Source organism: Ensifer sp. WSM1721 (assembly GCF_000513895.2).
Lineage (GTDB): Bacteria > Pseudomonadota > Alphaproteobacteria > Rhizobiales > Rhizobiaceae > Sinorhizobium.
In genome coordinates this window covers 1535360-1556024 of the sequence record NZ_CP165782.1, presented here as the reverse complement: position 1 = coordinate 1556024, position 20665 = coordinate 1535360, and the positions used below count along the sequence as shown (strand labels likewise).

The following is a 20665-nucleotide window of genomic DNA, read 5'->3' as shown; positions in this document are numbered from 1 at the left end:
GGAATGATTACACTTTATTAGGGTTAACAAAGCGTGAGTGGGCGCCTTGTCAGATGTTCGTCGACGCGGTCATCGAGCGATAGAAGGAGGGCGTCAGCCCCGCTTCCGCCCGCGCTATGTCGTTGAACGGCGGCTTAAGCGGCCCGCGGAAATTCGCTCGCACCAGCGCCTGGAAGGTCGCGGCCGGGTCCTTCCTCTGGCGCGCGCAAAGGAAGCGGAACCATTTCGCCCCGACGGCGACGTGCCCCTTTTCGTCTTCATAGATCACGTCGAGGACGGCGGCGCTTTCGTGATCGCCGGTTTCGCGCATCTTCGCCCGCAGCGCCGGCGTGACATCGAGACCACGCGCCTCGAGGATGAGCGGCACCACGGCGAGGCGGGCCGTCAGATCGTTGCGCGTATCGTGAGCGGCCTGCCAGAGACCATCATGCGCGGGCAGATCGCCATAGTCCGCGCCGAGATCATTCAATCTCTGTCTGACCATGCGAAAATGCTTGGCCTCCTCGAAGGCAACCTGGATCCATCCGTCGAAGAAGGAGTTGGGAACGGCCTCGGAAGCAAACCGTGCGACGATATCGAGGGCGAGGTCGACCGCGTTCAATTCGATATGAGCAATGGCATGGAGGAGGGCGATTCGCCCTTTGAGCGAACCGAGCGAACGCCGCTTGACCTGGGTCGGCGGCGTCAGAACCGGCCTCTCCGGACGGCCGGGCCGCTCGGGAACGGGGCGATCGAGCGGCGAGCGTAACGACAGCGATCGCGCCTGCCAGCGACGGGCGGCCTCCTGCGCAAGCTCTGTCTTGACGGCAAGGTCCGCCGCGCGGACCGCCTCGACGGCTGCGCCGCGCAGGCTCTGGAATTGCGGAAGCGTCGTCATCGCTTGCCCGATCCGCTCAAATGGTCTTGGCGGCGGCCAATACTTCGTCGGCGTGGCCGGCAACCCTGACCTTCTCCCAAATGCGGACGATGGTGCCCTCACGATCGATGAGGAAGGTCGTTCGTTCGACGCCCATGTATTTGCGTCCGTACATGCTCTTTTCGACCCAGACGCCATAGGCGTTGACCACGGCTTTTTCCTCGTCCGCGGCAAGCGCGACCGCGAGATTATGCTTCTTGGTGAAGCGGTCATGGCTCTTGGCCGAATCGGGCGATATGCCGATCAGGGCGACGCCCGCGCGTTCGAACTCCCCCGCAAGTGCCGAGAAGGAAATGGCTTCCTCCGTGCAGGTCTTGGTATCGTCCTTGGGATAGAAGAACAGCACCACCGGTCTGCCGCGGAGCGCGCTAAGCGAAATCGTACCACCGCCGTCACGGGGAAGCTCGAAGTCCGGGGCGACATCGCCTGGTCCCAATCCTGCCATGATTAAACCTTTCTTACGCCAAGTTTTGTGGACATTCCGCAGTTAGAGCCTTTTCTGGCTCAATGGAAACATTCTGTCGGCTCGGACGGAGCGGATTGCTCGGCGGCCAAGGGTTTCTATCGAGCCGGGAAGGGCTCTAAGGGGCATATCGAAGCAAGGGCATATCGAAGATCGGCGGAGCCCGTCCAGCGGGGTCTGTACTAGGTTTTTGACAGGTGCCGGACGGCTTTTTTGGCTATTGCATGTCTTCTTAGATCGACCTCGATCTAAGAAGACATGCAGCAGTTCAAGAGCGCTACAGCGACCTTTGCGCGTCTGATAAGACGCGCGGCGCTGTAGGAGCTACTATTGATGCTTCGTCGCATGCCGAGGGGAAACGGAATTGTCCCTGCGCTTTCCACAGATGAGATGCGAAGCGTGGTGACTCGGTTCAATAAATTATGGTCTACATGGTGCGAGAGGAAGTACCGGCCTTCGCACGTGGCAACGGGCTGACGGGAAACATGCATTTTGACAATCAGGTCGAGGACGCTCGCGCCGATGAGTGATATCCGCGGCGAAAAGCTCTGCTTTCGCAAGGAAGACATCGTCGCGCTGCATGCGTTGCCCTCGGCACAAGCTCATGACCCGGTCATCGTGCACACGCCGACGAGGCTTAGTGCCCTGCGCCTTTGCGGCAGGATCCTCCTTTGCTGCTCGCTTATCGCCTTCGTCGCTATTGCCTCGCTTCTCGCTGTGATTGAAAGCGGGCTCGTCGATGGACCGCTGAACGCCCGCGCACGCTCGGCACTCAACGGGGCTCTCGGCCAGAACTACAGCGCCGACGTCGAAAGCACCGTCCTGCGCATGACGGGCGGCGGGGCGCTTGCGCTCAAGGCGCGCGGCGTCACCTTGAAGGAGAGCGGTTCCGGCCGACACTTGGCCAATCTTAACGCGATCTCGATCGCGCTCGACCCCTTCGCCCTCATGACCGGCCGCATCTCCGTGTCGAGGCTTGAAGCGGAAGGAGGCGAGCTCGACACGGGCCTATTGCCGCGCGGCGAGCCGATCGACCTTACCAAGATCCGCATCGCCGATGTCGGCCAGGCGCTCGAAGGCTTGTTCGCGCAGGTCGACCGTATGTCGCGGCTGACTGCGGGCAGGGCGACGCAAACAGTATTGCTTTCGGATTTCAGCCTGTCGGTCGCGGGCTCGCGCGGGCGCGTGGTTCCGGTGGAGATAAGGACGCTCGAGTTCAGCCATGACCCGGACAGTTCCATGCGTATCGACGGGACGGTCGCGGTCGATGGCATAGAGGCGCGGTTTTCGGCACGGGCTCCCGGCAGCGGAGGTCGGGTCGCCGCTTTCGAGGCCACGCTCGATGCCCTGCCGCTCTCGCCGTTTCTCTACCATGGCAAATTGGACAAGGAGGACGCCTTCGGCATCGACGCGGCCGCCGACGTGATGCTGAAGGCCACGCGCGCCACGGATGGGAAGGAGCCGGTGCTTAGTGTCGCCGTCAGGACTTCCGAGGGCTCATTCCATGCCGGCGGGCTCGTTTCCGCTCTTAAGCCTTCGGAACTGAACGTGTCCTATGATTTCGAGCGTGCGTCCGTAGAAATACTGCCGTCGATGGTGAGGATAGGCCGCTCGACGTTTCCCTTCACCGGCGCGCTGATCGACCTCGACAGGATCGCCGGGGCCGATCGGAAAGGCTTCGCAGTCGACCTTCTGCTTAAAGATGCGAGCTCGGATCCCGAAGACATGCAGGAGCGGCCGCTTGCTTTCGACGCCAAGGCGAGCGGGCGCTTCGACGCCGACACTCACCGGCTGATCTTCGACCAGTTGGCGATATCGAGCCCGTTCGGCTCAATGGTCGGTTCGCTTTCGGCTTCGTTCGGCAAGACGTCGCCGCAGATCAGCTTCGCTGCGCTCAGCGACAGGATGCATTCGACGGCCGTCAAGCAATTGTGGCCTTGGTGGCTCGCCAAGGGTGCCCGCCGCTGGGCGATCGGCAATCTCTTCGGCGGCATCGTGACCGATGCACGCATCGAGGTCTCGATCCCGGAGGGGCGCATCGCCGACAGCGGCGGCGACCTCAGGCTCAACGAGAAAGAGCTCAACATCAACTTCGCCATCGATGATACCCGTATCAATATCGCGGGCGAAATTCCGCCGCTCCGCGATACGTCCGGACGCTTCAACCTGAGCGGCGAGCGGATGTCCGTCGCGGTCGGAAAGGGCGCAGCCTATTTCCCCTCCGGCCGCTCCGTCGCACTCGACGGCGGCGATTTCATCATTCCCGACGTCTATGCCAAGCCGCTGATGGCGGAAATGAAGATCAACGTCGGAGGGCAAGCCGACGCCATAGCCGAACTCGTGCGCTACAGGCCCATCCAGGCGCTGCAGAAGACGCCTTTTGTGCCTGAGGATTTCACCGGACCGATGACGGCGCTGGTCGGCGCGCGGTTCGGGCTCATATCGGACCAGAAGCCGCCTACGCCGCTGTGGCAGGTGGAAATGCAGCTTGAGGATGTCACCATCAATCGTCCGGTCGCCGAGCGCTCGATCGCCAATCTCTCCGGAACGATGCGGATCGACAATGCGCAAGCCGTGCTTCAGGCGGACGCCCTGATCGACGGCGCGAAGATGCGGATCGCGCTCACCGAACCGGTGGACGCCAAGGCGAATGTGACGAGAACACGTGAAATCTCCGGAACGCTCGACGATGCGGCGCGCGCAAAGATCGCCCCGGCATTGTCTGGCATCGTGAGCGGTCCGATCGGCGTCGATGTATCGCTTACCGAAGACGGCCGCCAATCCGTCAAGGCTGATCTCGGCAGGGCCTCGCTATCCTTGCCTTGGGTCGGCTGGAGCAAGGGGGCCGGCATCGCCGCTCATGCGCAGTTCACCGTCAACGCCAGTGAAGGCATCACCGAAATAGGCGATTTCCATCTTACGGGCGACGGCTTCGGCGCCGCCGGGGATCTGCGCGTGGACGACGCGGGTCTGGCCTCGGCCCGGCTGAGCGGTGTCCGCCTGACCAAGGGCGACGACTTCGCGGTGAACGTGGACCGCGGCAAAGGCGGCTACACGGTCGCGCTCACAGGCTCGGCTGCGGACCTCAGACCAGCGCTCGCGCGCGCGAAGCAAGAAACCGGCTCCAGCGACGGCGGCAACGTGAAGATCAATGCGCGGCTCGACCGGGTTACCGGCTTCAACGGTGAGGTTTTCTCCAATGTAAGCTTTGCCTATGCGAAACGCGGCGCGCTGATCGACGATATCGATCTCTCGGCGTTGACGGCGAGTGGCCAAGCCGTTGTGGCGCGACTTGTGAAGGCCGGTGCGGACAACACGCTCGAATTGACGACAAGCGATGCGGGTGCCTTCGCGCGCTTCACCGACATCTACCGCAACATGCGTGGCGGCCTCCTCAACCTGCGGCTTCGCGATCGCGGCGGCAACTCCTGGCGCGGCACGGTGGATGTCAGGAAATTCTCCCTCGTCGGAGAACAGAGGCTGCAATCGATGGTCTCGACGCCGGCCGGCGAAGACGGGCGCAGCCTCAATCAAGCGGTGCGGCGCAATATCGATGTGAGCACGGCGCAGTTCGAGCGCGGCTTTGCGCAGCTCCTTCTCGACCGCGGCACGATCCGTGTCGGCAGCGGCGTGCTACGTGGCGTCGACGTCGGCGCTACCTTCCAGGGGACGATCAGAGACGCCAATGGCCGGATGGATATGACCGGAACCTTCATGCCGGCCTATGGCCTGAACAGGCTCTTCGGTGAACTGCCGCTGATCGGCGCTCTGCTCGGCAACGGCCGCGACCGTGGCCTGCTCGGCATCACTTTCAAGCTCACCGGTCCGTTCAATCAGCCGCATCTGACGATCAACCCCCTCTCGATCATAGCGCCGGGGGTCTTCCGCAATATTTTCGAGTTCCAATAAGAAGGGCCGGCGCAGCGCCGGCCTTGAGCTCGTTTCGTATCCCTCGTCGCACTGCATGTCGCCCAAAAGTGTGCAGCGGTTTTGGGACAACGACATGCACGAGATAAGACCTAAAGCGCGACGCGCTTTAGACCGGCCGCACGAGCATGTGCTTTTTCTTGCCGAGCGAGAGCTTGATGATGCCGTCGTCGGTCACGTCGCCGCTCCCGACGACCCGGCGCTCGTCATTGATCTGGTCATCATTGATGCGGACGGCTCCTCCTTGAACGTGCCGCCGGGCCTCGCCGTTCGAACCCGCGAGGCCGGCTCGCACCATGAGGCTCAACAGGCCGACACCCGATTCGAGCTCGGGGGCGGGGACGTCGACCGATGGGAGGTTCTCCGCGAGCGCGCCTTCCTCGAAGGTCTTGCGCGCCGTTTCGGCCGCCTGTTCGGCGGCTGCGCGCCCGTGCAGCATGGCGGTGACTTCGGTCGCCAGGATCTTCTTGACCTCGTTGATCTCCGAACCGCCGAGCTTCGACAGCCGATCGATTTCCGGCATCGGCAGCGTCGTATAGAGCTTGAGGAAGCGGGAGACGTCGGCGTCCTCGGTGTTTCGCCAGTACTGCCAGAAGTCGTAGGGGCCGAGCATGTCGGGATTGAGCCAGATGGCGCCGTTCACCGATTTGCCCATCTTCGCACCGGAGGCTGTCGTCAGCAGTGGCGAGGTGAGGGCGTAGAGTTGCGGCGTTCCCACGCGATGGCCGAGATCAATGCCGTTGACGATGTTGCCCCACTGGTCCGAACCGCCCATCTGCAGGCGGCATCCGGTGCGTTTGCAAAGCTCGACGAAGTCGTAGGCCTGCAGGATCATGTAGTTGAATTCGAGGAAGGACAGCGACTGCTCGCGATCGAGACGCGTCTTCACGCTGTCGAACGAAAGCATCCGGTTTACGGAGAAGTGCCGGCCGACATCGCGAAGAAATTCGAGATAGTTGATGCCGAGCAGCCAATCGGCGTTGTTGATCATCAATGCATCAGTCGGGCCGTCGCCATAGCGTAGGTAGTTCGAGAAGACCGTCTTGATGCTCGCGATATTGGCAGCGATCGTCTCGGGCGTCATCAACTGGCGGGCTTCATCCTTGAATGACGGGTCGCCAACCATACCGGTGCCGCCGCCCATAAGCGAGATGGGCCGGTGCCCCGTCGCCTGAAGCCAGTGCAGCATCATGATCTGGATAAGGCCGCCCGCATGCAGGCTCGGAGCCGTCGGATCGAAGCCGATATAGGCAGTCACGGTTTCCTTTTGGAACAGCTCGTCGAGGCCGGCATCATCCGATGTGGTATGGATGAATCCGCGTTCTTTGAGGGTGTGGAGGAAATCGGACTTGAACTCGGACATAACCTGTTTCTTTCGGCTGGGTAGAACGTCTGCGGCGGGCCTTTATCATTGTTTCGCCGAAAGTGCACGTTTTTGCTCGGCCGCCGATTTGCTATGAAGGCCCAAAGCTATTCGTGGCGTTCGACCGGCATCGCGGTCCGATCAGACATTCCAGCGGAGGACGTGCATGGGGAAAATGTTGACGGCGGTCGGCCTAATGAGCGGCACGAGCATGGACGGGATCGATGTCGCGGTCGTTGAAACGGATGGCCAGACCGCCGTGCGCCGCGGGCCCGCGGCCGGGTACCCCTATGACGCGCGATTCCGGGATCGCCTAAAGCGCGGCCTCGAGGATGCGAGGTCGATTGCCAAGCGAGATGAACGGCCAGGGTCGCTCGCCGATCTGGAGCGCGACCTGACGTTGCGCCATGCCGATGCTGTCGGGACCTTCCTAAGGGATAACAACGTTCTACCGGAAAACGTTGATGTAATAGGTTTTCACGGGCAGACCGTGCTGCACCGTCCTGATGAAGCGCTGACGGTGCAGATCGGCGACGGCAACCTGCTCGCGAGGGAAACGGGAATCGACGTCGTTTATGACATGCGGGCCAATGATATGGCCCATGGCGGCCAGGGAGCGCCGCTTATTCCGGCCTATCATGCGGCCCTGGCGCGTGGCCTCTCGGCAAGACGGGAAATCAGTGCACCCGTCGTCTTCGTCAACATCGGCGGCATTTCCAATCTCACTTTCATCGGCGCCGGTGATGAGCTCGTCGCCTATGACAGCGGGCCGGGCAATACCCTGATCGACCAATGGGTCGAGGCCCATGCCGGCATCCCCTACGATCAGGGCGGCATGATCGCGAGCGAGGGTCGTGTTCTTGCCGAGCTTGCCGGCCGTTACCTTTCCCATCCCTTCTTCACCGCCGAAAAACGCCGCTCGCTCGACCGCAACGACTTCGTGCCGCCGGCGGGCAATGAGGCGAGCCTCGAGGACGGAGCGCGTACGCTCGCCTACGTGACGGCGGCCGCCATCATCCGGTCCGCGCGACACCTTCCGACAGCGCCCAAGACTTACATCATCTGCGGAGGTGGCCGTCTCAACGCCGTCGTCATGTGCGATCTGAGCTCGCTTGCGGAGGCGGCGGAAGGGCGAGTAGTTGCGGCGGAGGCACTGGGGCTCAACGGCGATTCCATGGAAGCGGAGGCCTGGGGCTACTTGGCCGTTCGATCCCTCGCGGGACTGCCCCTGACATTTCCGGCAACGACGGGCGTTAGCCGACCCGTAAGCGGCGGGCGCTTGGCATCGAAGCCGGCCGATGCTCCGAAGGGACAAGGCTGAGTCTCGTTTAATGGTTTCTTCGTGCACGCTCGCTAAGCTGCTTTACGGTCCAGAGACGCGAGAGTCGCGGATCGATTGAACTGCGGCTGAGGTTTGGATTCTGTCGATGGGTGGTGCGATTTCCCTGCTGGCGGTGAACTTCATCATTGCCCAGGTCTTCGTCGTGGCTTTTTTGGTTGTCGCGGTGAAGAGTCAGGCGAAGCGGCCGCCGATCTGGTGCGCCTGTGGTTTCGCAGTCGCCTCGCTCTCTGCCGTCTTCGAGACCGTGCTGCCGTTCTCGCTCGTGCCGAAGCTTTTTGCCGTCGGCGCCTTTGCGAGCGTGCTTGCGGGCTTCATCCTGATCCGCTTCGGCCTCGGGTTCTTCTACCGAGTCCCGGCGAGCTTGCCTTTCGCGGTAGCCATTCTTGCCGGCTCGGTGGTGCTCGATCTGCTCATTTACGACCTTCCTCGCGGAACGCTTAAGCACGCCTTCTTCTATCAGATGCCGTTCTGTCTGGTGCAAGCTTGGTCCGCGTCGACCATCATCCGGTCCGAACGCCGCTCCCGTGCTGACTGGACTCTGTTCTGTCTTCTGGCCCTCAGCGCCATCTATTACATGGTGAAGGTCTACGCTGCGATCGCGGCCGGATCGGGCACCACGGCGGCGGATTACCTCGCAAGCCCGTTCGCGCTCATATCGCAGGCCTTGGGCGCCATGCTGATCGTGGCAACCGGCATGGCGATACTTGGGGTGATGGTCAAGGAAATCATCGACGAGGCACGAGCAAGTTCGGAGCTCGACGCGCTTTCCGGTCTCTGCAATCGTCGCGGCTTTGCTGATCGAGTCGCTCCGCTCTTGCAGGATGGAGGCGATGACGGTCCCGGCACGCTGATCCTTACTGATCTCGACCGCTTCAAGCTGGTCAATGACACATACGGCCACCACGCCGGCGACGAGGTGATCCGGCAATTCTCGCGCGTACTTCGCGAGCTTATGCCGAGCAGGGCTGTGGCGGGGCGCCTCGGGGGCGAGGAGTTCGCTGTATTTCTTCCGCGGATCGGGCCGGCTGACGCCCGGGTGCTCGCTCATGGCATGCGTGCAGCGATCGCTTCGACGCGGATCAATGGTCTTCCGGAGATAGCCGCGGTCACTGCGAGCTTTGGCGTTGCGGTCGTTGCCGCTGAAGAACCGCTGGAGATGGCGATGCAGCGGGCCGACAAGGCGCTTTATGCCGCCAAGGCGGGCGGGAGAAACCGGGTGGAATGCGCCGAGGCGCCGGTGCACGTCTTCGCAAATCCACGTAGAGCAAGATCATAGGTGCAAAGCGGCCCGGAAACCGATCACGGATCTCCGGGCCGTCCGAATTAGCTCAGCAGGTATTAGCGAATGCGTTTGGCCGCAGGCTCCGGCACCAGCTCGCCATTGAGGCGGCGGTCGAGATAGTCCTCGCATTCCGCCATCAGGGTTTCGATCTGGCCGTTGAAGAAATGGTTAGCGCCGGGGACTGTCTTGTGCGTGATCAGAATGCCCTTCTGCGCCTTTAGCTTCTCGACGAGACCGTTGACGTCCTTCTCCGGCGCGACCTTGTCCGCATCGCCGTTGATGATCAGGCCGGATGAGGGGCAGGGCGCCAGAAACGAGAAGTCATAGATGTTCGGCTGCGGCGCCACCGCCATGAAGCCCTCGATTTCCGGACGGCGCATCAGGAGCTGCATGCCGATCCAGGCGCCGAAAGAATAGCCGGCCACCCAGCAGCTCTTCGAATCGGGGTGGAGGCTCTGCACCCAGTCGAGCGCGGACGCCGCATCGGAAAGCTCGCCGGCGCCGTGATCGAACTCACCCTGGCTGCGCCCGATACCGCGGAAATTGAAGCGCAAGGTGGTGAAGCCGCGCTTCTGGAACATGTAGAAGAGCTGATACACGATCTGGTTGTTCATCGTGCCGCCGAACTGCGGGTGCGGATGCAGGATGATCGCAATCGGTGCGCTCTTCTGCTTCGAAGGCTGATAACGGCCCTCGAGGCGACCGGCCGGTCCGTTGAAGATGATTTCGGGCATTGGCTCTCCGGGAATGTTTCTGGTTCAAATCGTGGTTCTTAGCGCCGAGCTGTCTTGACTAAAGCAGTCAGCTTTTCTAAAACCTACTTTAGAACCGTTCAAAACTTCGGTGCGGACATTCCGCATGCGCTTCGTCTCATAAGGCAAGCGGCGCGGAGAATTCAAGGAAAATGCAACGGCGTAGCTCATAGGGATGAGCCGTTCGCTCAGGCAAAGGAAGCAATGTCGGGACAGCGCATTTATATGGACTGGAACGCCACGGCGCCGCTTCTGCCGGAAGCGCGTGAGGCCGTTCTGTCAGCGCTCGACCACATCGGCAATCCGTCATCGGTGCACGGCGAAGGTCGGACGGTCCGCGCCCTCATTGAATCTGCCCGGCGTGATGTCGCCACCCTCTGCGGCGCGCAAGCCTCGGCGGTGATTTTCACCAGCGGCGCGACCGAAGCGGCCAATCTGGTGCTGACGCCGGAATTCCGCATGGGGCGCACGCCGCTCAAGATCGGCAGGCTCTATGTCTCGGCGATCGAGCATCCGGCCGTCCGGGAGGGTGGCCGTTTCGCTCGCGAAGACGTCTGTGAGGTGCCTGTGACGGGCTCCGGCATTGTCGATTGCGCGGCACTGGAAACATCGCTTCAGGCGCACGACCGTCAGGCCGGCTTGCCGATGGTGGCAGTGATGCTTGCCAATAACGAAACCGGTATCATCCAGCCCGTCGCCGAGGTCGCCGCCATCGTCCGTGCGTATGGCGGTCTGTTGGTTGTCGATGCGGTACAGGCGGCCGGCCGCGTGCCGCTCTCGATCGAGGCTCTTGGCGCCGATTTCGTTATCGTCTCGTCGCATAAGATCGGCGGTCCGAAAGGAGCGGGGGCGCTCGTCGCCCGTGGCGAGATCATGATGCCCGCACCGCTGATCCGCGGTGGCGGACAGGAAAAGGGGCATCGTTCGGGAACCGAGAATGCGCCGGCCTTGGCAGGTTTCGCGGCCGCGGCCCGTGCCGCGGCAAGTAACATCGATGAGCGCATGGCTGCGGTAGCGGCCCTGCGTGACGGCCTGGAGGCGGAAATGCAGTCCCACGCGCCGGATGTGGTGATCCACGGGCGCGGCGCTTCGCGGCTCGCCAACACGTCCTTCTTTACGCTGCCCGGCCTGAAGGCAGAGACGGGGCAGATCGCTTTCGATCTTGAAGGCGTGGCGCTCTCGGCAGGGTCCGCATGCTCCTCCGGCAAGGTAGGACAGAGTCATGTGCTGACGGCGATGGGCTATGACCCACGCCAGGGTGCGCTGAGGATTTCGATCGGCGAGCGGACGACGCAAGCGGAGATCGAGCGCGGCGCCGCCGTGTTCGCGAAAGTGGCGGCGCGACGTCGCTCGACCGGGCAGGCCGCCTGACGGCGGAAGGGATTGAAGGAAATTGCGGAAAAGCAATTTTCCGCTTGGCAAATGGGGTGAAAACCGCCTTTTAGCCATTACATAAGCGGTGCGCAGAATTTGCACCGCGTTGACAAGCCACCGGACCTTTTATCCGGCGAGATTGGAGAACGACATGCCTGCCGTGCAGGAAACCATTGATCAGGTCCGCCAGATCGACGTGGACCAGTACAAATACGGCTTCGAGACGAAGATCGAGATGGACAAGGCTCCGAAAGGCCTGTCCGAAGATATCATCCGCCTGATCTCGTCCAAGAAGAACGAACCGGAATGGATGCTCGAATGGCGCCTCGAGGCCTATCGCCGCTGGCTGACCATGGACGAGCCGAGCTGGGCGCGCGTCAAATATCCGAAGATCGACTTCAATGAGATCCACTACTATGCCGCACCGAAGGGTACGACCGGGCCGAAGTCGCTCGACGAGGTCGATCCGGAGCTCTTGAAGGTCTATGAGAAGCTCGGCATCCCGCTGAAAGAGCAGGAGATCCTCGCCGGCGTCGAGAAGTCGAAGATCGCCGTCGATGCGGTGTTCGATTCCGTTTCCGTCGTCACCACCTTCAAGGAAGAGCTCAAGAAGGCGGGCGTGATCTTCATGTCGATCTCTGAGGCGATGCGGGAGCATCCGGATCTCGTCAGGAAGTATCTCGGCACGGTCGTGCCGCAGTCGGATAATTTCTACGCGACGCTGAACTCTGCCGTCTTCACCGATGGTTCCTTCGTCTATGTGCCGAAGGGTGTGCGTTGCCCGATGGAGCTCTCGACCTATTTCCGCATCAACGAGCGGAATACGGGTCAGTTCGAGCGGACACTGATCATTGCCGACGAAGGCGCCTATGTCTCCTATCTGGAAGGCTGCACGGCTCCGCAGCGCGACGAGAACCAGCTCCACGCCGCGGTCGTCGAGCTGATCGCGCTCGATGACGCCGAGATCAAGTATTCGACGGTGCAGAACTGGTATCCGGGCGACAAGCACGGCAAGGGCGGCATTTACAACTTCGTGACCAAGCGCGGCGATTGCCGCGGCAAGAACTCGAAGATCTCCTGGACCCAGGTCGAGACCGGTTCGGCGATCACTTGGAAATACCCGTCCTGCATCCTGCGCGGCGACGGCTCGCGCGGCGAGTTCTATTCGATCGCCGTTTCCAATGGACACCAGCAGGTCGACTCGGGCACCAAGATGATCCACCTCGGCAAGAACACGTCGAGCCGCATCATCTCCAAGGGTATTGCCGCCGGCGTCTCCGATAACACCTATCGCGGCCAGGTTTCGGCCCACCGCAAGGCGGAGAACGCCCGCAACTTCACCCAGTGCGACTCGCTGCTGATCGGCGACAAGTGCGGCGCGCATACGGTGCCCTATATCGAGGCGAAGAACTCGACGGCGCAGTTCGAGCACGAAGCGACGACGTCGAAGATCTCCGAGGACCAGCTGTTCTACTGCCTGCAGCGCGGCATCCCGGAAGAACAGGCGATCGCGCTGATCGTCAACGGCTTCGTCAAAGAGGTTATCCAGGAACTGCCGATGGAATTCGCCGTCGAGGCGCAGAAGCTGATCGGCATATCGCTGGAAGGCTCGGTTGGTTAAGACCCTGGCCCGATGATTTGAACCGGCGCGCATGGGTTTGCGCGCGAGAAACCATTCGCCCAAGAGGACGATTTGAAATGCTTGAAATCAAGAACCTGCACGCGCGCATCGCCGAAGATGGAACCGAAATCATCCGCGGCCTGGACCTGACCGTGAAGGCCGGCGAGGTCGCTGCCATCATGGGCCCGAACGGCTCCGGCAAATCGACTCTCTCCTATATCCTTTCGGGGCGCGAAGACTATGAAGTGACCGAAGGCGACATCCTCTACAACGGCGAGAGCATCCTGGAACTCGACGCCTCCGAGCGTGCGGCCAAGGGCATCTTCCTCGCCTTCCAATATCCGGTCGAAATCCCCGGCGTTGCCACCATGCAGTTCCTGAAGGTGGCGTTGAACGAGCAGCGCAAATATCGCGGCGAAGACGAACTGACGACGCCGGAATTCATGCGTCGCGTCAAGGAGGCCGCCGCCGAGCTCAAGATCGCGCCGGAAATGCTGCGCCGTCCGCTGAACGTCGGCTTCTCGGGCGGTGAGAAGAAGCGCGCGGAAATCCTGCAGATGGCGCTGCTTGAGCCGAAGCTCTGCATTCTCGACGAAACCGACTCCGGCCTCGACATCGACGCGCTCAAGGTCGTCGCCGACGGCGTCAACGCGCTGCGTTCGCCGGATCGCGCCGTCGTCGTCATCACGCACTACCAGCGCCTGCTCAACTACATCGTTCCGGACTCGGTCCACGTCCTCTACAAAGGCCAGGTCATCAAGTCCGGCGATAAGACGCTCGCGCACGAACTCGAAGCCAACGGCTACGCGGATATCATCGAGGCGGCAGCCTGACGCCTGTTGAAGGAGTGTTCGAATGAATATGCAACAGGCCATCAAGATGACGGCGGCCGAAACAGCGCTCGTCGATGCCTATACCGCGCAGATCGGGGATTTGCCCGGCGACGGTGCCGTGCTGTCGCTTCGCGACACGCTGGTAGACGAGCTCAAGACCGCCGGTCTGCCGACGCGGCGCATCGAGTCCTGGCATTATACGGACCTGCGCACCTTGCTGCGGGCCGTGCCTTCCGCCGATCCGTCCGCCTTTGCCGACCGCGTCGATCCGATTGTTCCGGGCTCGTCGGTGCTTTCGGTACGCAATGGTCAGGCCGACCTCAAGAGCGTTCCCGAAGGCCTGACCGCGCGCTCCTATACGGATGCCCTCATCGATGGTTCGGCCGTGGCCGGGCTTGCCGTGCTCGGCGCCGACGACACGATCGGCCGGATCAATGGCGGCCTCGTGCGTGGCGGCCTTGAAATAGCGGTCGCCGAGGGTGCGGAATTCAAAGCGCCGATCGAGATCCAGGTCGCCCAGAGCCACGGTCAGGCGCATACGCGCTTTCCCGTCTCCTTCGGAGCCGGCTCGAAGGCGACCGTGATCGAGCGGCACCTGTCGACGAATGCGGAAGCAAGCTTCGTCTCCTCGGTCAGCGACGTGACGCTTGCCGAAGGCGCCGACGTAATCTGGATCATCCTGCAGCAGCAGGGCCCGGCAGACACGCATCTCGGCCAGATCCGCTTCGACCTCGGCAAGAACGCGAAGCTTCATCTCTTCGTCATCAATGCCGGCGGCAAGCTGGTGCGCCAGGAACTGCATGGCAAGGCGACCGGCGAGGGCGCCGATCTGACGCTGCGCGGGATCAACCTGCTCGGCGGCGACAGCCACACGGACGTGACCTTCACGCTCACCCATGCCGTGCCGCACACGACCTCGAGCGAGATCATCCGCAACGTCGTTTTCGATCGGGCGAAAGGCGTGTTCCAGGGCAAGATCCTGGTCGCCAGGGACGCGCAGAAGACCGATGCGAAGATGTCGTGCAACACGTTACTCTTGTCCGACGAAGCAGACTTCTCCGCAAAGCCGGAGCTCGAAATCTTCGCAGACGACGTGCAGTGTGGTCACGGTGCAACGGTCATCGATATCGATCACACGCAACTCTTCTACATGCTCGCTCGCGGCATTCCGGAGAACAAGGCGCGTGCGATGCTCGTCAACGCCTTCGTCGCAGAGATCGTCGAGGAACTGGAAGATGACGAAGCGCTTGTCGAGGCACTGGAAGGCGTGATCTCGGCCTGGCTCGAAAAACACGCCTGATTGGACGAAGGACATGGAACATACTGTGCCGGTGCCTACCTATGACGTCGAAGCAGTCAGAAGGGATTTCCCAATCCTTTCGAGGACTGTCTACGGCAAGCCGCTCGTCTATCTCGACAACGGCGCATCGGCGCAGAAGCCGCAGGTCGTCATCAATGCAGTCGCCCATGCCTATGCCCAAGAATACGCCAACGTCCATCGCGGCCTGCATTTCCTATCGAATGCCGCGACGGAAGCCTATGAGGGGGCGCGCGAGAAGGTTCGTCGTTTCCTGAATGCGCCATCGGTGGAGAACATCATCTTCACCAAGTCCTCGACTGAGGCGATCAATACGGTCGCCTATGGCTACGGCATGCCGAAGCTCGGCGAGGGCGACGAGATCGTGCTTTCGATCATGGAGCACCATTCCAACATCGTGCCTTGGCATTTCATTCGCGAGCGCCAGGGTGCGAAGCTCGTCTGGGCGCCGATCGATGACGACGGCGCGTTCCACGTGGAGGATTTCGTCAACTGCCTGACGGAGCGCACGAAGCTCATCGCCATCACCCATATGTCGAATGCGCTCGGCACCGTGGTGCCGGTGAAGGAGATCTGCCGCATCGCTCGTGAGCGCGGCATTCCGGTGCTCGTCGATGGCAGCCAGGGCGCGGTCCACATGCCGGTAGACGTCCAGGACATCGATTGCGACTGGTACGTGATGACGGGCCATAAGCTCTATGGCCCGTCCGGCGTCGGTGTACTCTACGGCAAGACAGAGCGGCTCAAGGAAATGCGTCCCTTCCAGGGCGGTGGTGAGATGATCGAGGAAGTGACCGAGGACCGTGTCACCTACAACGATCCGCCGCACCGCTTTGAGGCGGGCACGCCGCCGATCGTTCAGGCGATCGGGCTCGGCTATGCGCTCGACTACATGGAGAAGCTCGGCCGGGAAGCGATCCGGGCGCATGAGGCGGACCTCACCACCTATGCCCGCGAGCGCCTGTCGTCGGTCAACTCCCTCCGCGTCTTCGGTGACGCTCCCGGCAAGGGCAGCATCTTTTCCTTCGAGATCGCCGGCATCCACTCGCACGACGTTTCAATGGTGATCGATCGCGCGGGCGTGGCCGTCAGGGCAGGCACCCATTGCGCGCAACCGCTCTTGAAACGCTTCGGCGTCACCTCCACATGCCGTGCATCCTTCGGTCTCTATAATACCCGGGCCGAGGTCGACGCGCTGGCGGACGCGCTCGAACATGCGCGCAAGTTTTTCGCTTAGGGAGACGGATATGAGTCTCGAGCAAACGCAAGAAAAGATCGATGTCCGCGAAGGCATCGTGCATTCGGCCATTCCGGCCGAGGAGCTCGCGCGTCTTAGCGATGACATCATCGCCGCGCTGAAGACGGTCTATGACCCGGAGATTCCGGCTGACATCTTCGAACTCGGCCTCATCTACAAGATCGACATCGAAGACGACCGTATGGTTAGGATCGACATGACGCTGACGGCACCCGGCTGCCCGGTTGCCGGCGAAATGCCGGGCTGGGTTGAGAACGCTGTCGGCGCTGTCGAGGGCGTTTCGGGCGTCGAGGTGACAATGACCTTCGACCCGCCGTGGACGCCGGACCGCATGTCGGAAGAGGCGCAAGTGGCGCTCGGCTGGTACTGAGCCCGTGGGCCGCATATTGATCCGTTAACACACGGGCATTACATTTGAATTCTGAAAGCGCCGGGCCTTTAACCCGGTGATATGAAGGAGAAAGAGCCTATGGGCTTTGCCGTAATGAGCCTCACCGACGCCGCTGCTGGCCGCGTCCGGTCGATCGTCGAGAATGCCGGCGGTGATGCCAAGGGCATTCGCCTGAGCATCAAGAAGGGCGGTTGCGCCGGTATGGAATATGCCGTCGATCTCGTGACCGATCCCAATACCAAGGACGATCTCGTCGAATATGAGGGCGCCAAGGTCTGGGTCGCGCCGGAAGCCGTGCTCTACTTGCTCGGCACTCAGATGGATTTCGAAGTGACCGCCTTGCGGTCGGGCTTCACCTTCCGCAACCCGAACCAGACATCCGCCTGCGGCTGCGGCGAATCGGTGGAACTGAAGCCCGCCGACCTGGCGGCACTTGCCGCTCAAGGCAATCCGGTGGTGCGCGCGAACTGAGCGGCTGCGCACGTCTATTGTATTGAATGTTAGCGAAAAAAGCCCAGCGTCAGCCGGGCTTTTCTTTGCCTAGCGTGAGGGGGCGTGCACGGGTCACGCCTCCGGCTCAATTCACTCCGCCGCCTCCGCGTAGCTTTCCATAGGCGGGCAGGTGCAGACGAGATGGCGGTCGCCATAGACATTGTCGACTCGGTTGACCGGCGACCAGTATTTGTCGACGCGGAAGGCCCCGGGCGGGAAGCAGGCCTGTTCGCGCGAATAGGGCCGGTCCCAATCGCCGACGAGGTCTTCCACCGTATGCGGCGCGTTTTTGAGCGGGTTGTTGACCTTATCCATCCGGCCTTCCTCGATCGCGCGGGCTTCCTCGCGGATCGCCAGCATCGCATCGCAGAAGCGATCGAGTTCGGCTTTTGTCTCCGATTCCGTAGGCTCGACCATCAGCGTGCCGGCGACCGGCCAGCTCATCGTCGGAGCATGGAAGCCGCAGTCGATAAGCCGCTTTGCGACGTCGTCGACGGTGACGCCGGCGCTCTCGGCGAGCGGGCGCGTGTCGATGATGCACTCGTGCGCGACGCGCCCCTTGGCCGACTTGTAGAGCACGTCATAGGCGCCCTTCAGCCGTGCCGCGATATAGTTGGCGTTGAGGATCGCCACCTTCGTCGCCTGGGTGAGGCCTTCGCCGCCCATCATCAGGCAGTAGCTCCAGGAGATTGGCAGGATCGACGCCGAACCGAAAGGAGCGGCGGAAACCGCGCCTTCATGCCCGCCGATTTCCGGATGGCCGGGCAGGAAGGGAGCCAGATGCGCCTTGACGCCGATCGGCCCCATGCCGGGCCCCCCGCCACCATGCGGAATGCAGAAGGTCTTGTGCAGGTTCAGATGGCTGACGTCCGCACCGATGTCTCCCGGGCGGGCAAGGCCGACCATGGCATTCATGTTGGCGCCGTCCAGATAGACCTGGCCGCCATGCTTGTGGACGATCTCGCAGACCTCGCGAACATTCTCCTCGAAAACGCCGTGCGTCGAGGGATAGGTGATCATGCAGCAGGAGAGGGTGTCTGCATATTGCTCGGCCTTGGCGCGGAAATCGTTCATGTCGATCTCGCCGACGTCGCTCACCTTCACGACGACAACCTTCATGCCGGCCATTTGCGCGGAGGCCGGATTGGTGCCATGCGCCGAAGTCGGAATGAGGCAGACGTCGCGATGGGCATCGCCCTTGGCGATGTGATAGCCTCGGATCGCAAGCAGCCCGGCATATTCGCCCTGCGCACCCGAATTCGGCTGCATCGAGATTGCGTCATAGCCGGTAATAGTGCAGAGCTTCTGCGACAGGTCCTCGATCATGTGCCGATAGCCGAGTGCCTGGTCGGTCGGTACGAAGGGGTGAATCTCCGAGAATTCCGGCCATGTGATCGGCAACATCTCCGCCGTCGCATTGAGCTTCATCGTGCAGGATCCGAGCGGGATCATCGCGCGGTCGAGCGCGAGATCCCGGTCGGCGAGGCGACGCATATAGCGCGTCATCTCGCTTTCTGCGCGGTTCATATGGAAGATCGGATGGGTGAGATAATCACTGGTCCTGAGCAGTGCCTGCGGCAGGCGATAGCCGGGTTCGAACTCCTCCACCTTGAAATCGCCGCCGAAGGCGCGCCAGACGGCTTCTAGCGTGACTGGCCGCGAGCGTTCGTCGAGGCTGATGCCGATCTTGGTCGAGCCGATCTTGCGAAGGTTTACTTCTTCGGCGACCGCGGTCTTCAAGATGATGCCCTGCAGCTTGCCGACTTCGACGGTGATCGTGTCGAAGAAAACGTCCGGCTCGACGGTGTAGCCGAGTTTTTCGAGCCCCATGGCGAGGCGCACGGTCTTCTGGTGCACGCTCTGGGCAATCGCCTTGATGCCTTGCGGACCGTGGAAGACCGCATACATCGAGGCCATGACGGCAAGCAGCACCTGGGCGGTGCAGATGTTGGACGTCGCCTTTTCGCGGCGGATATGCTGTTCGCGCGTCTGCAGCGACAGGCGGTAAGCGCGATTGCCGCGCGAATCGACCGACACGCCGACGAGGCGGCCGGGCATAGCGCGCTTATAGGCATCCTTGACGGCCATATAGGCGGCGTGCGGACCGCCGTAGCCGACCGGCACGCCGAAGCGCTGGGTCGAACCGACCGCAATGTCGGCGCCCATTTCACCTGGAGACTTCAGAAGCGCCAGTGCTAGCGGATCGGCTGCGACGGCGGCGATTGCGCCCTGCTCATGCAGCTTCGCGATCAGGCCCGAAAAGTCGCGAACATGGCCGTAAGTGCCGGGATACTGGAAGATGGCGCCAAAAACGCTCGCGGTGTCCAGATCCCTGAAGGGATCGCCGACGACCACCTGCCAGCCGAGCGGCTCGGCCCGGGTCTTCAGAAGCGCAATCGTCTGAGTATGGCAGTTCTCATCGACGAAGAAAGCCTTCGACTTCGACTTGGCGACACGCTCAGCCATGGCCATGGCCTCCGCAGCCGCCGTCGCCTCGTCGAGCAGCGAGGCGTTCGCGACATCGAGGCCCGTCAGATCGCAGACCATCGTCTGATAGTTGAGCAGCGCTTCCAGCCGCCCCTGGCTGATTTCCGGCTGATAGGGCGTGTAAGCGGTGTACCAGGCCGGGTTCTCCAGAATGTTGCGCTGGATCACCGGCGGCGTGATCGTGCCGTAGTAGCCCTGGCCGATGAGCGAGACGAGCTTCTGATTGCGGTTCGCCGTCTCGCGCAGCTTGTCGAGCGCTTCGCGCTCCGTCATCGGCGTGCCCCAGGCAAGCGGGGTCTTTTGCCGGATCGACGGCGGCACGGTGTCGTCGATCAGCGCGTCGAGGCTCGGATAGCCGACGACCCTCAGCATCTCTTCCATCTCGGCCGGCGAGGGGCCGATGTGGCGCCGATTGGCGAAATCGTAAGGCTTGTAGTCGGTAAAGGTGAAGTCCTTGGGCATGCTCATCAGCCGATAAGCTCCTTGTAGGCCGCCTCGTCGAGAAGCGCGTTAGCTGAGCTCGGATCGGAAAGCTTCAGCTTGAAGAACCAGGCCGCGCCCTGCGGGTCGCTATTGACGAGCGAGGGATCGTCGACGATCGCCTGGTTGACCTCGACCACTTCGCCGTCGAGCGGACAATAGACGTCCGACGCCGCCTTGACGGATTCGACGGTCGCGGCCGAGTCGCCTTTGGAGAAAGCGACACCGGCTTCCGGCAGCTCCACGAAGACGAGATCGCCGAGTTGACTCGCTGCGTGTTCGGTGATGCCGACAATCGCGATGTCGCCCTCGATCTTCAGCCATTCGTGTTCTTCTGTGAATTTCAGCATACGCACTTCTCCTGGG

The 20665-nt window shown here is 62.0% G+C and carries 16 protein-coding genes; 10 read left to right on the top strand and 6 right to left on the bottom strand.

What is annotated here, in order from left to right; translation table 11 throughout:
* Positions 1-49: 49 nt before the first annotated feature.
* Positions 50-877 (bottom strand): ferritin-like domain-containing protein, encoded by an 828-nt coding sequence (locus M728_RS07625; RefSeq protein ID WP_026623104.1) that lies wholly within the window; start codon positions 875-877, stop codon positions 50-52.
* Positions 878-893: 16 nt separating this feature from the next.
* Positions 894-1361, bottom strand: a complete 468-nt coding sequence (locus M728_RS07620) for a peroxiredoxin (protein ID WP_026623105.1) — start codon at positions 1359-1361, stop codon at positions 894-896.
* 540 nt (positions 1362-1901) lie between these two features.
* Between M728_RS07620 and M728_RS07615 the strand changes: the two genes are divergently transcribed.
* Complete coding sequence (locus M728_RS07615; protein ID WP_026623106.1) at positions 1902-5288, top strand: DUF3971 domain-containing protein; 3387 nt, start codon at positions 1902-1904, stop codon at positions 5286-5288.
* Between the two features lie 127 nt (positions 5289-5415).
* On the opposite strand, the gene tyrS is transcribed toward M728_RS07615, so the two are convergent.
* Positions 5416-6669, bottom strand: a complete 1254-nt coding sequence (tyrS, locus tag M728_RS07610) for a tyrosine--tRNA ligase (protein WP_026623107.1) — start codon at positions 6667-6669, stop codon at positions 5416-5418.
* Positions 6670-6835: 166 nt separating this feature from the next.
* On the opposite strand from tyrS, the gene M728_RS07605 reads away from it, so the two are divergent.
* Together M728_RS07605 and M728_RS07600 are read left to right on the top strand one after the other, a co-directional pair.
* Positions 6836-7990: an anhydro-N-acetylmuramic acid kinase gene (locus M728_RS07605; RefSeq protein WP_026623108.1), complete on the top strand. Its 1155-nt coding sequence runs from the start codon at positions 6836-6838 to the stop codon at positions 7988-7990.
* Between the two features lie 106 nt (positions 7991-8096).
* Complete coding sequence (locus M728_RS07600; protein ID WP_026623109.1) at positions 8097-9287, top strand: GGDEF domain-containing protein; 1191 nt, start codon at positions 8097-8099, stop codon at positions 9285-9287.
* Between the two features lie 62 nt (positions 9288-9349).
* On the opposite strand, the gene M728_RS07595 is transcribed toward M728_RS07600, so the two are convergent.
* Positions 9350-10027: an alpha/beta hydrolase gene (locus M728_RS07595; RefSeq protein WP_026614026.1), complete on the bottom strand. Its 678-nt coding sequence runs from the start codon at positions 10025-10027 to the stop codon at positions 9350-9352.
* Between the two features lie 222 nt (positions 10028-10249).
* Here M728_RS07595 and M728_RS07590 point away from each other — a divergent pair, with 222 nt between their 5' ends.
* The 7 genes from M728_RS07590 to sufA all read left to right on the top strand — a co-directional run bounded on the left by M728_RS07590 (position 10250) and on the right by sufA (position 17311).
* Positions 10250-11416 (top strand): cysteine desulfurase family protein, encoded by a 1167-nt coding sequence (locus M728_RS07590; protein WP_026623110.1) that lies wholly within the window; start codon positions 10250-10252, stop codon positions 11414-11416.
* Positions 11417-11570: 154 nt separating this feature from the next.
* Positions 11571-13040 carry a Fe-S cluster assembly protein SufB gene (gene sufB, locus M728_RS07585; protein WP_026623111.1) on the top strand — a complete coding sequence of 490 codons (1470 nt, stop codon included), beginning with the start codon at positions 11571-11573 and terminating at the stop codon, positions 13038-13040.
* Between the two features lie 77 nt (positions 13041-13117).
* On the top strand, positions 13118-13873 hold the full coding sequence (gene sufC, locus M728_RS07580; RefSeq protein WP_026623112.1) for a Fe-S cluster assembly ATPase SufC: 756 nt from the start codon (positions 13118-13120) through the stop codon (positions 13871-13873).
* 22 nt (positions 13874-13895) lie between these two features.
* On the top strand, positions 13896-15173 hold the full coding sequence (gene sufD, locus M728_RS07575) for a Fe-S cluster assembly protein SufD (protein WP_026623113.1): 1278 nt from the start codon (positions 13896-13898) through the stop codon (positions 15171-15173).
* A gap of 13 nt (positions 15174-15186) precedes the next feature.
* Positions 15187-16428, top strand: coding sequence for a cysteine desulfurase (locus tag M728_RS07570; protein ID WP_026623114.1), 1242 nt, complete (start codon positions 15187-15189; stop codon positions 16426-16428).
* Between the two features lie 10 nt (positions 16429-16438).
* Positions 16439-16819 carry an SUF system Fe-S cluster assembly protein gene (locus M728_RS07565; protein WP_026623115.1) on the top strand — a complete coding sequence of 127 codons (381 nt, stop codon included), beginning with the start codon at positions 16439-16441 and terminating at the stop codon, positions 16817-16819.
* Positions 16820-16918: 99 nt separating this feature from the next.
* On the top strand, positions 16919-17311 hold the full coding sequence (sufA, locus tag M728_RS07560; RefSeq protein WP_026623116.1) for a Fe-S cluster assembly scaffold SufA: 393 nt from the start codon (positions 16919-16921) through the stop codon (positions 17309-17311).
* Between the two features lie 111 nt (positions 17312-17422).
* Here sufA and gcvP read toward each other — a convergent pair whose 3' ends face one another.
* The gene (gene gcvP / locus M728_RS07555) at positions 17423-20287 is read right to left on the bottom strand and encodes an aminomethyl-transferring glycine dehydrogenase (protein WP_026623117.1); all 2865 of its coding nucleotides are present in this window, start codon (positions 20285-20287) and stop codon (positions 17423-17425) included.
* Complete coding sequence (gcvH, locus tag M728_RS07550) at positions 20287-20649, bottom strand: glycine cleavage system protein GcvH (protein ID WP_026623118.1); 363 nt, start codon at positions 20647-20649, stop codon at positions 20287-20289. Before gcvH ends, gcvP begins: the two co-directional genes overlap by 1 nt.
* Positions 20650-20665 lie beyond the last annotated feature (16 nt).

Coding starts and splice junctions, on each gene's coding strand:
- M728_RS07625 (WP_026623104.1), bottom strand. CDS start 877: ATGACGACGCTTCCGCAATTCCAGAGCCTGCGCGGCGCAGCCGTCGAG.
- M728_RS07620 (WP_026623105.1), bottom strand. CDS start 1,361: ATGGCAGGATTGGGACCAGGCGATGTCGCCCCGGACTTCGAGCTTCCC.
- M728_RS07615 (WP_026623106.1), top strand. CDS start 1,902: ATGAGTGATATCCGCGGCGAAAAGCTCTGCTTTCGCAAGGAAGACATC.
- tyrS (WP_026623107.1), bottom strand. CDS start 6,669: ATGTCCGAGTTCAAGTCCGATTTCCTCCACACCCTCAAAGAACGCGGA.
- M728_RS07605 (WP_026623108.1), top strand. CDS start 6,836: ATGGGGAAAATGTTGACGGCGGTCGGCCTAATGAGCGGCACGAGCATG.
- M728_RS07600 (WP_026623109.1), top strand. CDS start 8,097: ATGGGTGGTGCGATTTCCCTGCTGGCGGTGAACTTCATCATTGCCCAG.
- M728_RS07595 (WP_026614026.1), bottom strand. CDS start 10,027: ATGCCCGAAATCATCTTCAACGGACCGGCCGGTCGCCTCGAGGGCCGT.
- M728_RS07590 (WP_026623110.1), top strand. CDS start 10,250: ATGTCGGGACAGCGCATTTATATGGACTGGAACGCCACGGCGCCGCTT.
- sufB (WP_026623111.1), top strand. CDS start 11,571: ATGCCTGCCGTGCAGGAAACCATTGATCAGGTCCGCCAGATCGACGTG.
- sufC (WP_026623112.1), top strand. CDS start 13,118: ATGCTTGAAATCAAGAACCTGCACGCGCGCATCGCCGAAGATGGAACC.
- sufD (WP_026623113.1), top strand. CDS start 13,896: ATGAATATGCAACAGGCCATCAAGATGACGGCGGCCGAAACAGCGCTC.
- M728_RS07570 (WP_026623114.1), top strand. CDS start 15,187: ATGGAACATACTGTGCCGGTGCCTACCTATGACGTCGAAGCAGTCAGA.
- M728_RS07565 (WP_026623115.1), top strand. CDS start 16,439: ATGAGTCTCGAGCAAACGCAAGAAAAGATCGATGTCCGCGAAGGCATC.
- sufA (WP_026623116.1), top strand. CDS start 16,919: ATGGGCTTTGCCGTAATGAGCCTCACCGACGCCGCTGCTGGCCGCGTC.
- gcvP (WP_026623117.1), bottom strand. CDS start 20,287: ATGAGCATGCCCAAGGACTTCACCTTTACCGACTACAAGCCTTACGAT.
- gcvH (WP_026623118.1), bottom strand. CDS start 20,649: ATGCTGAAATTCACAGAAGAACACGAATGGCTGAAGATCGAGGGCGAC.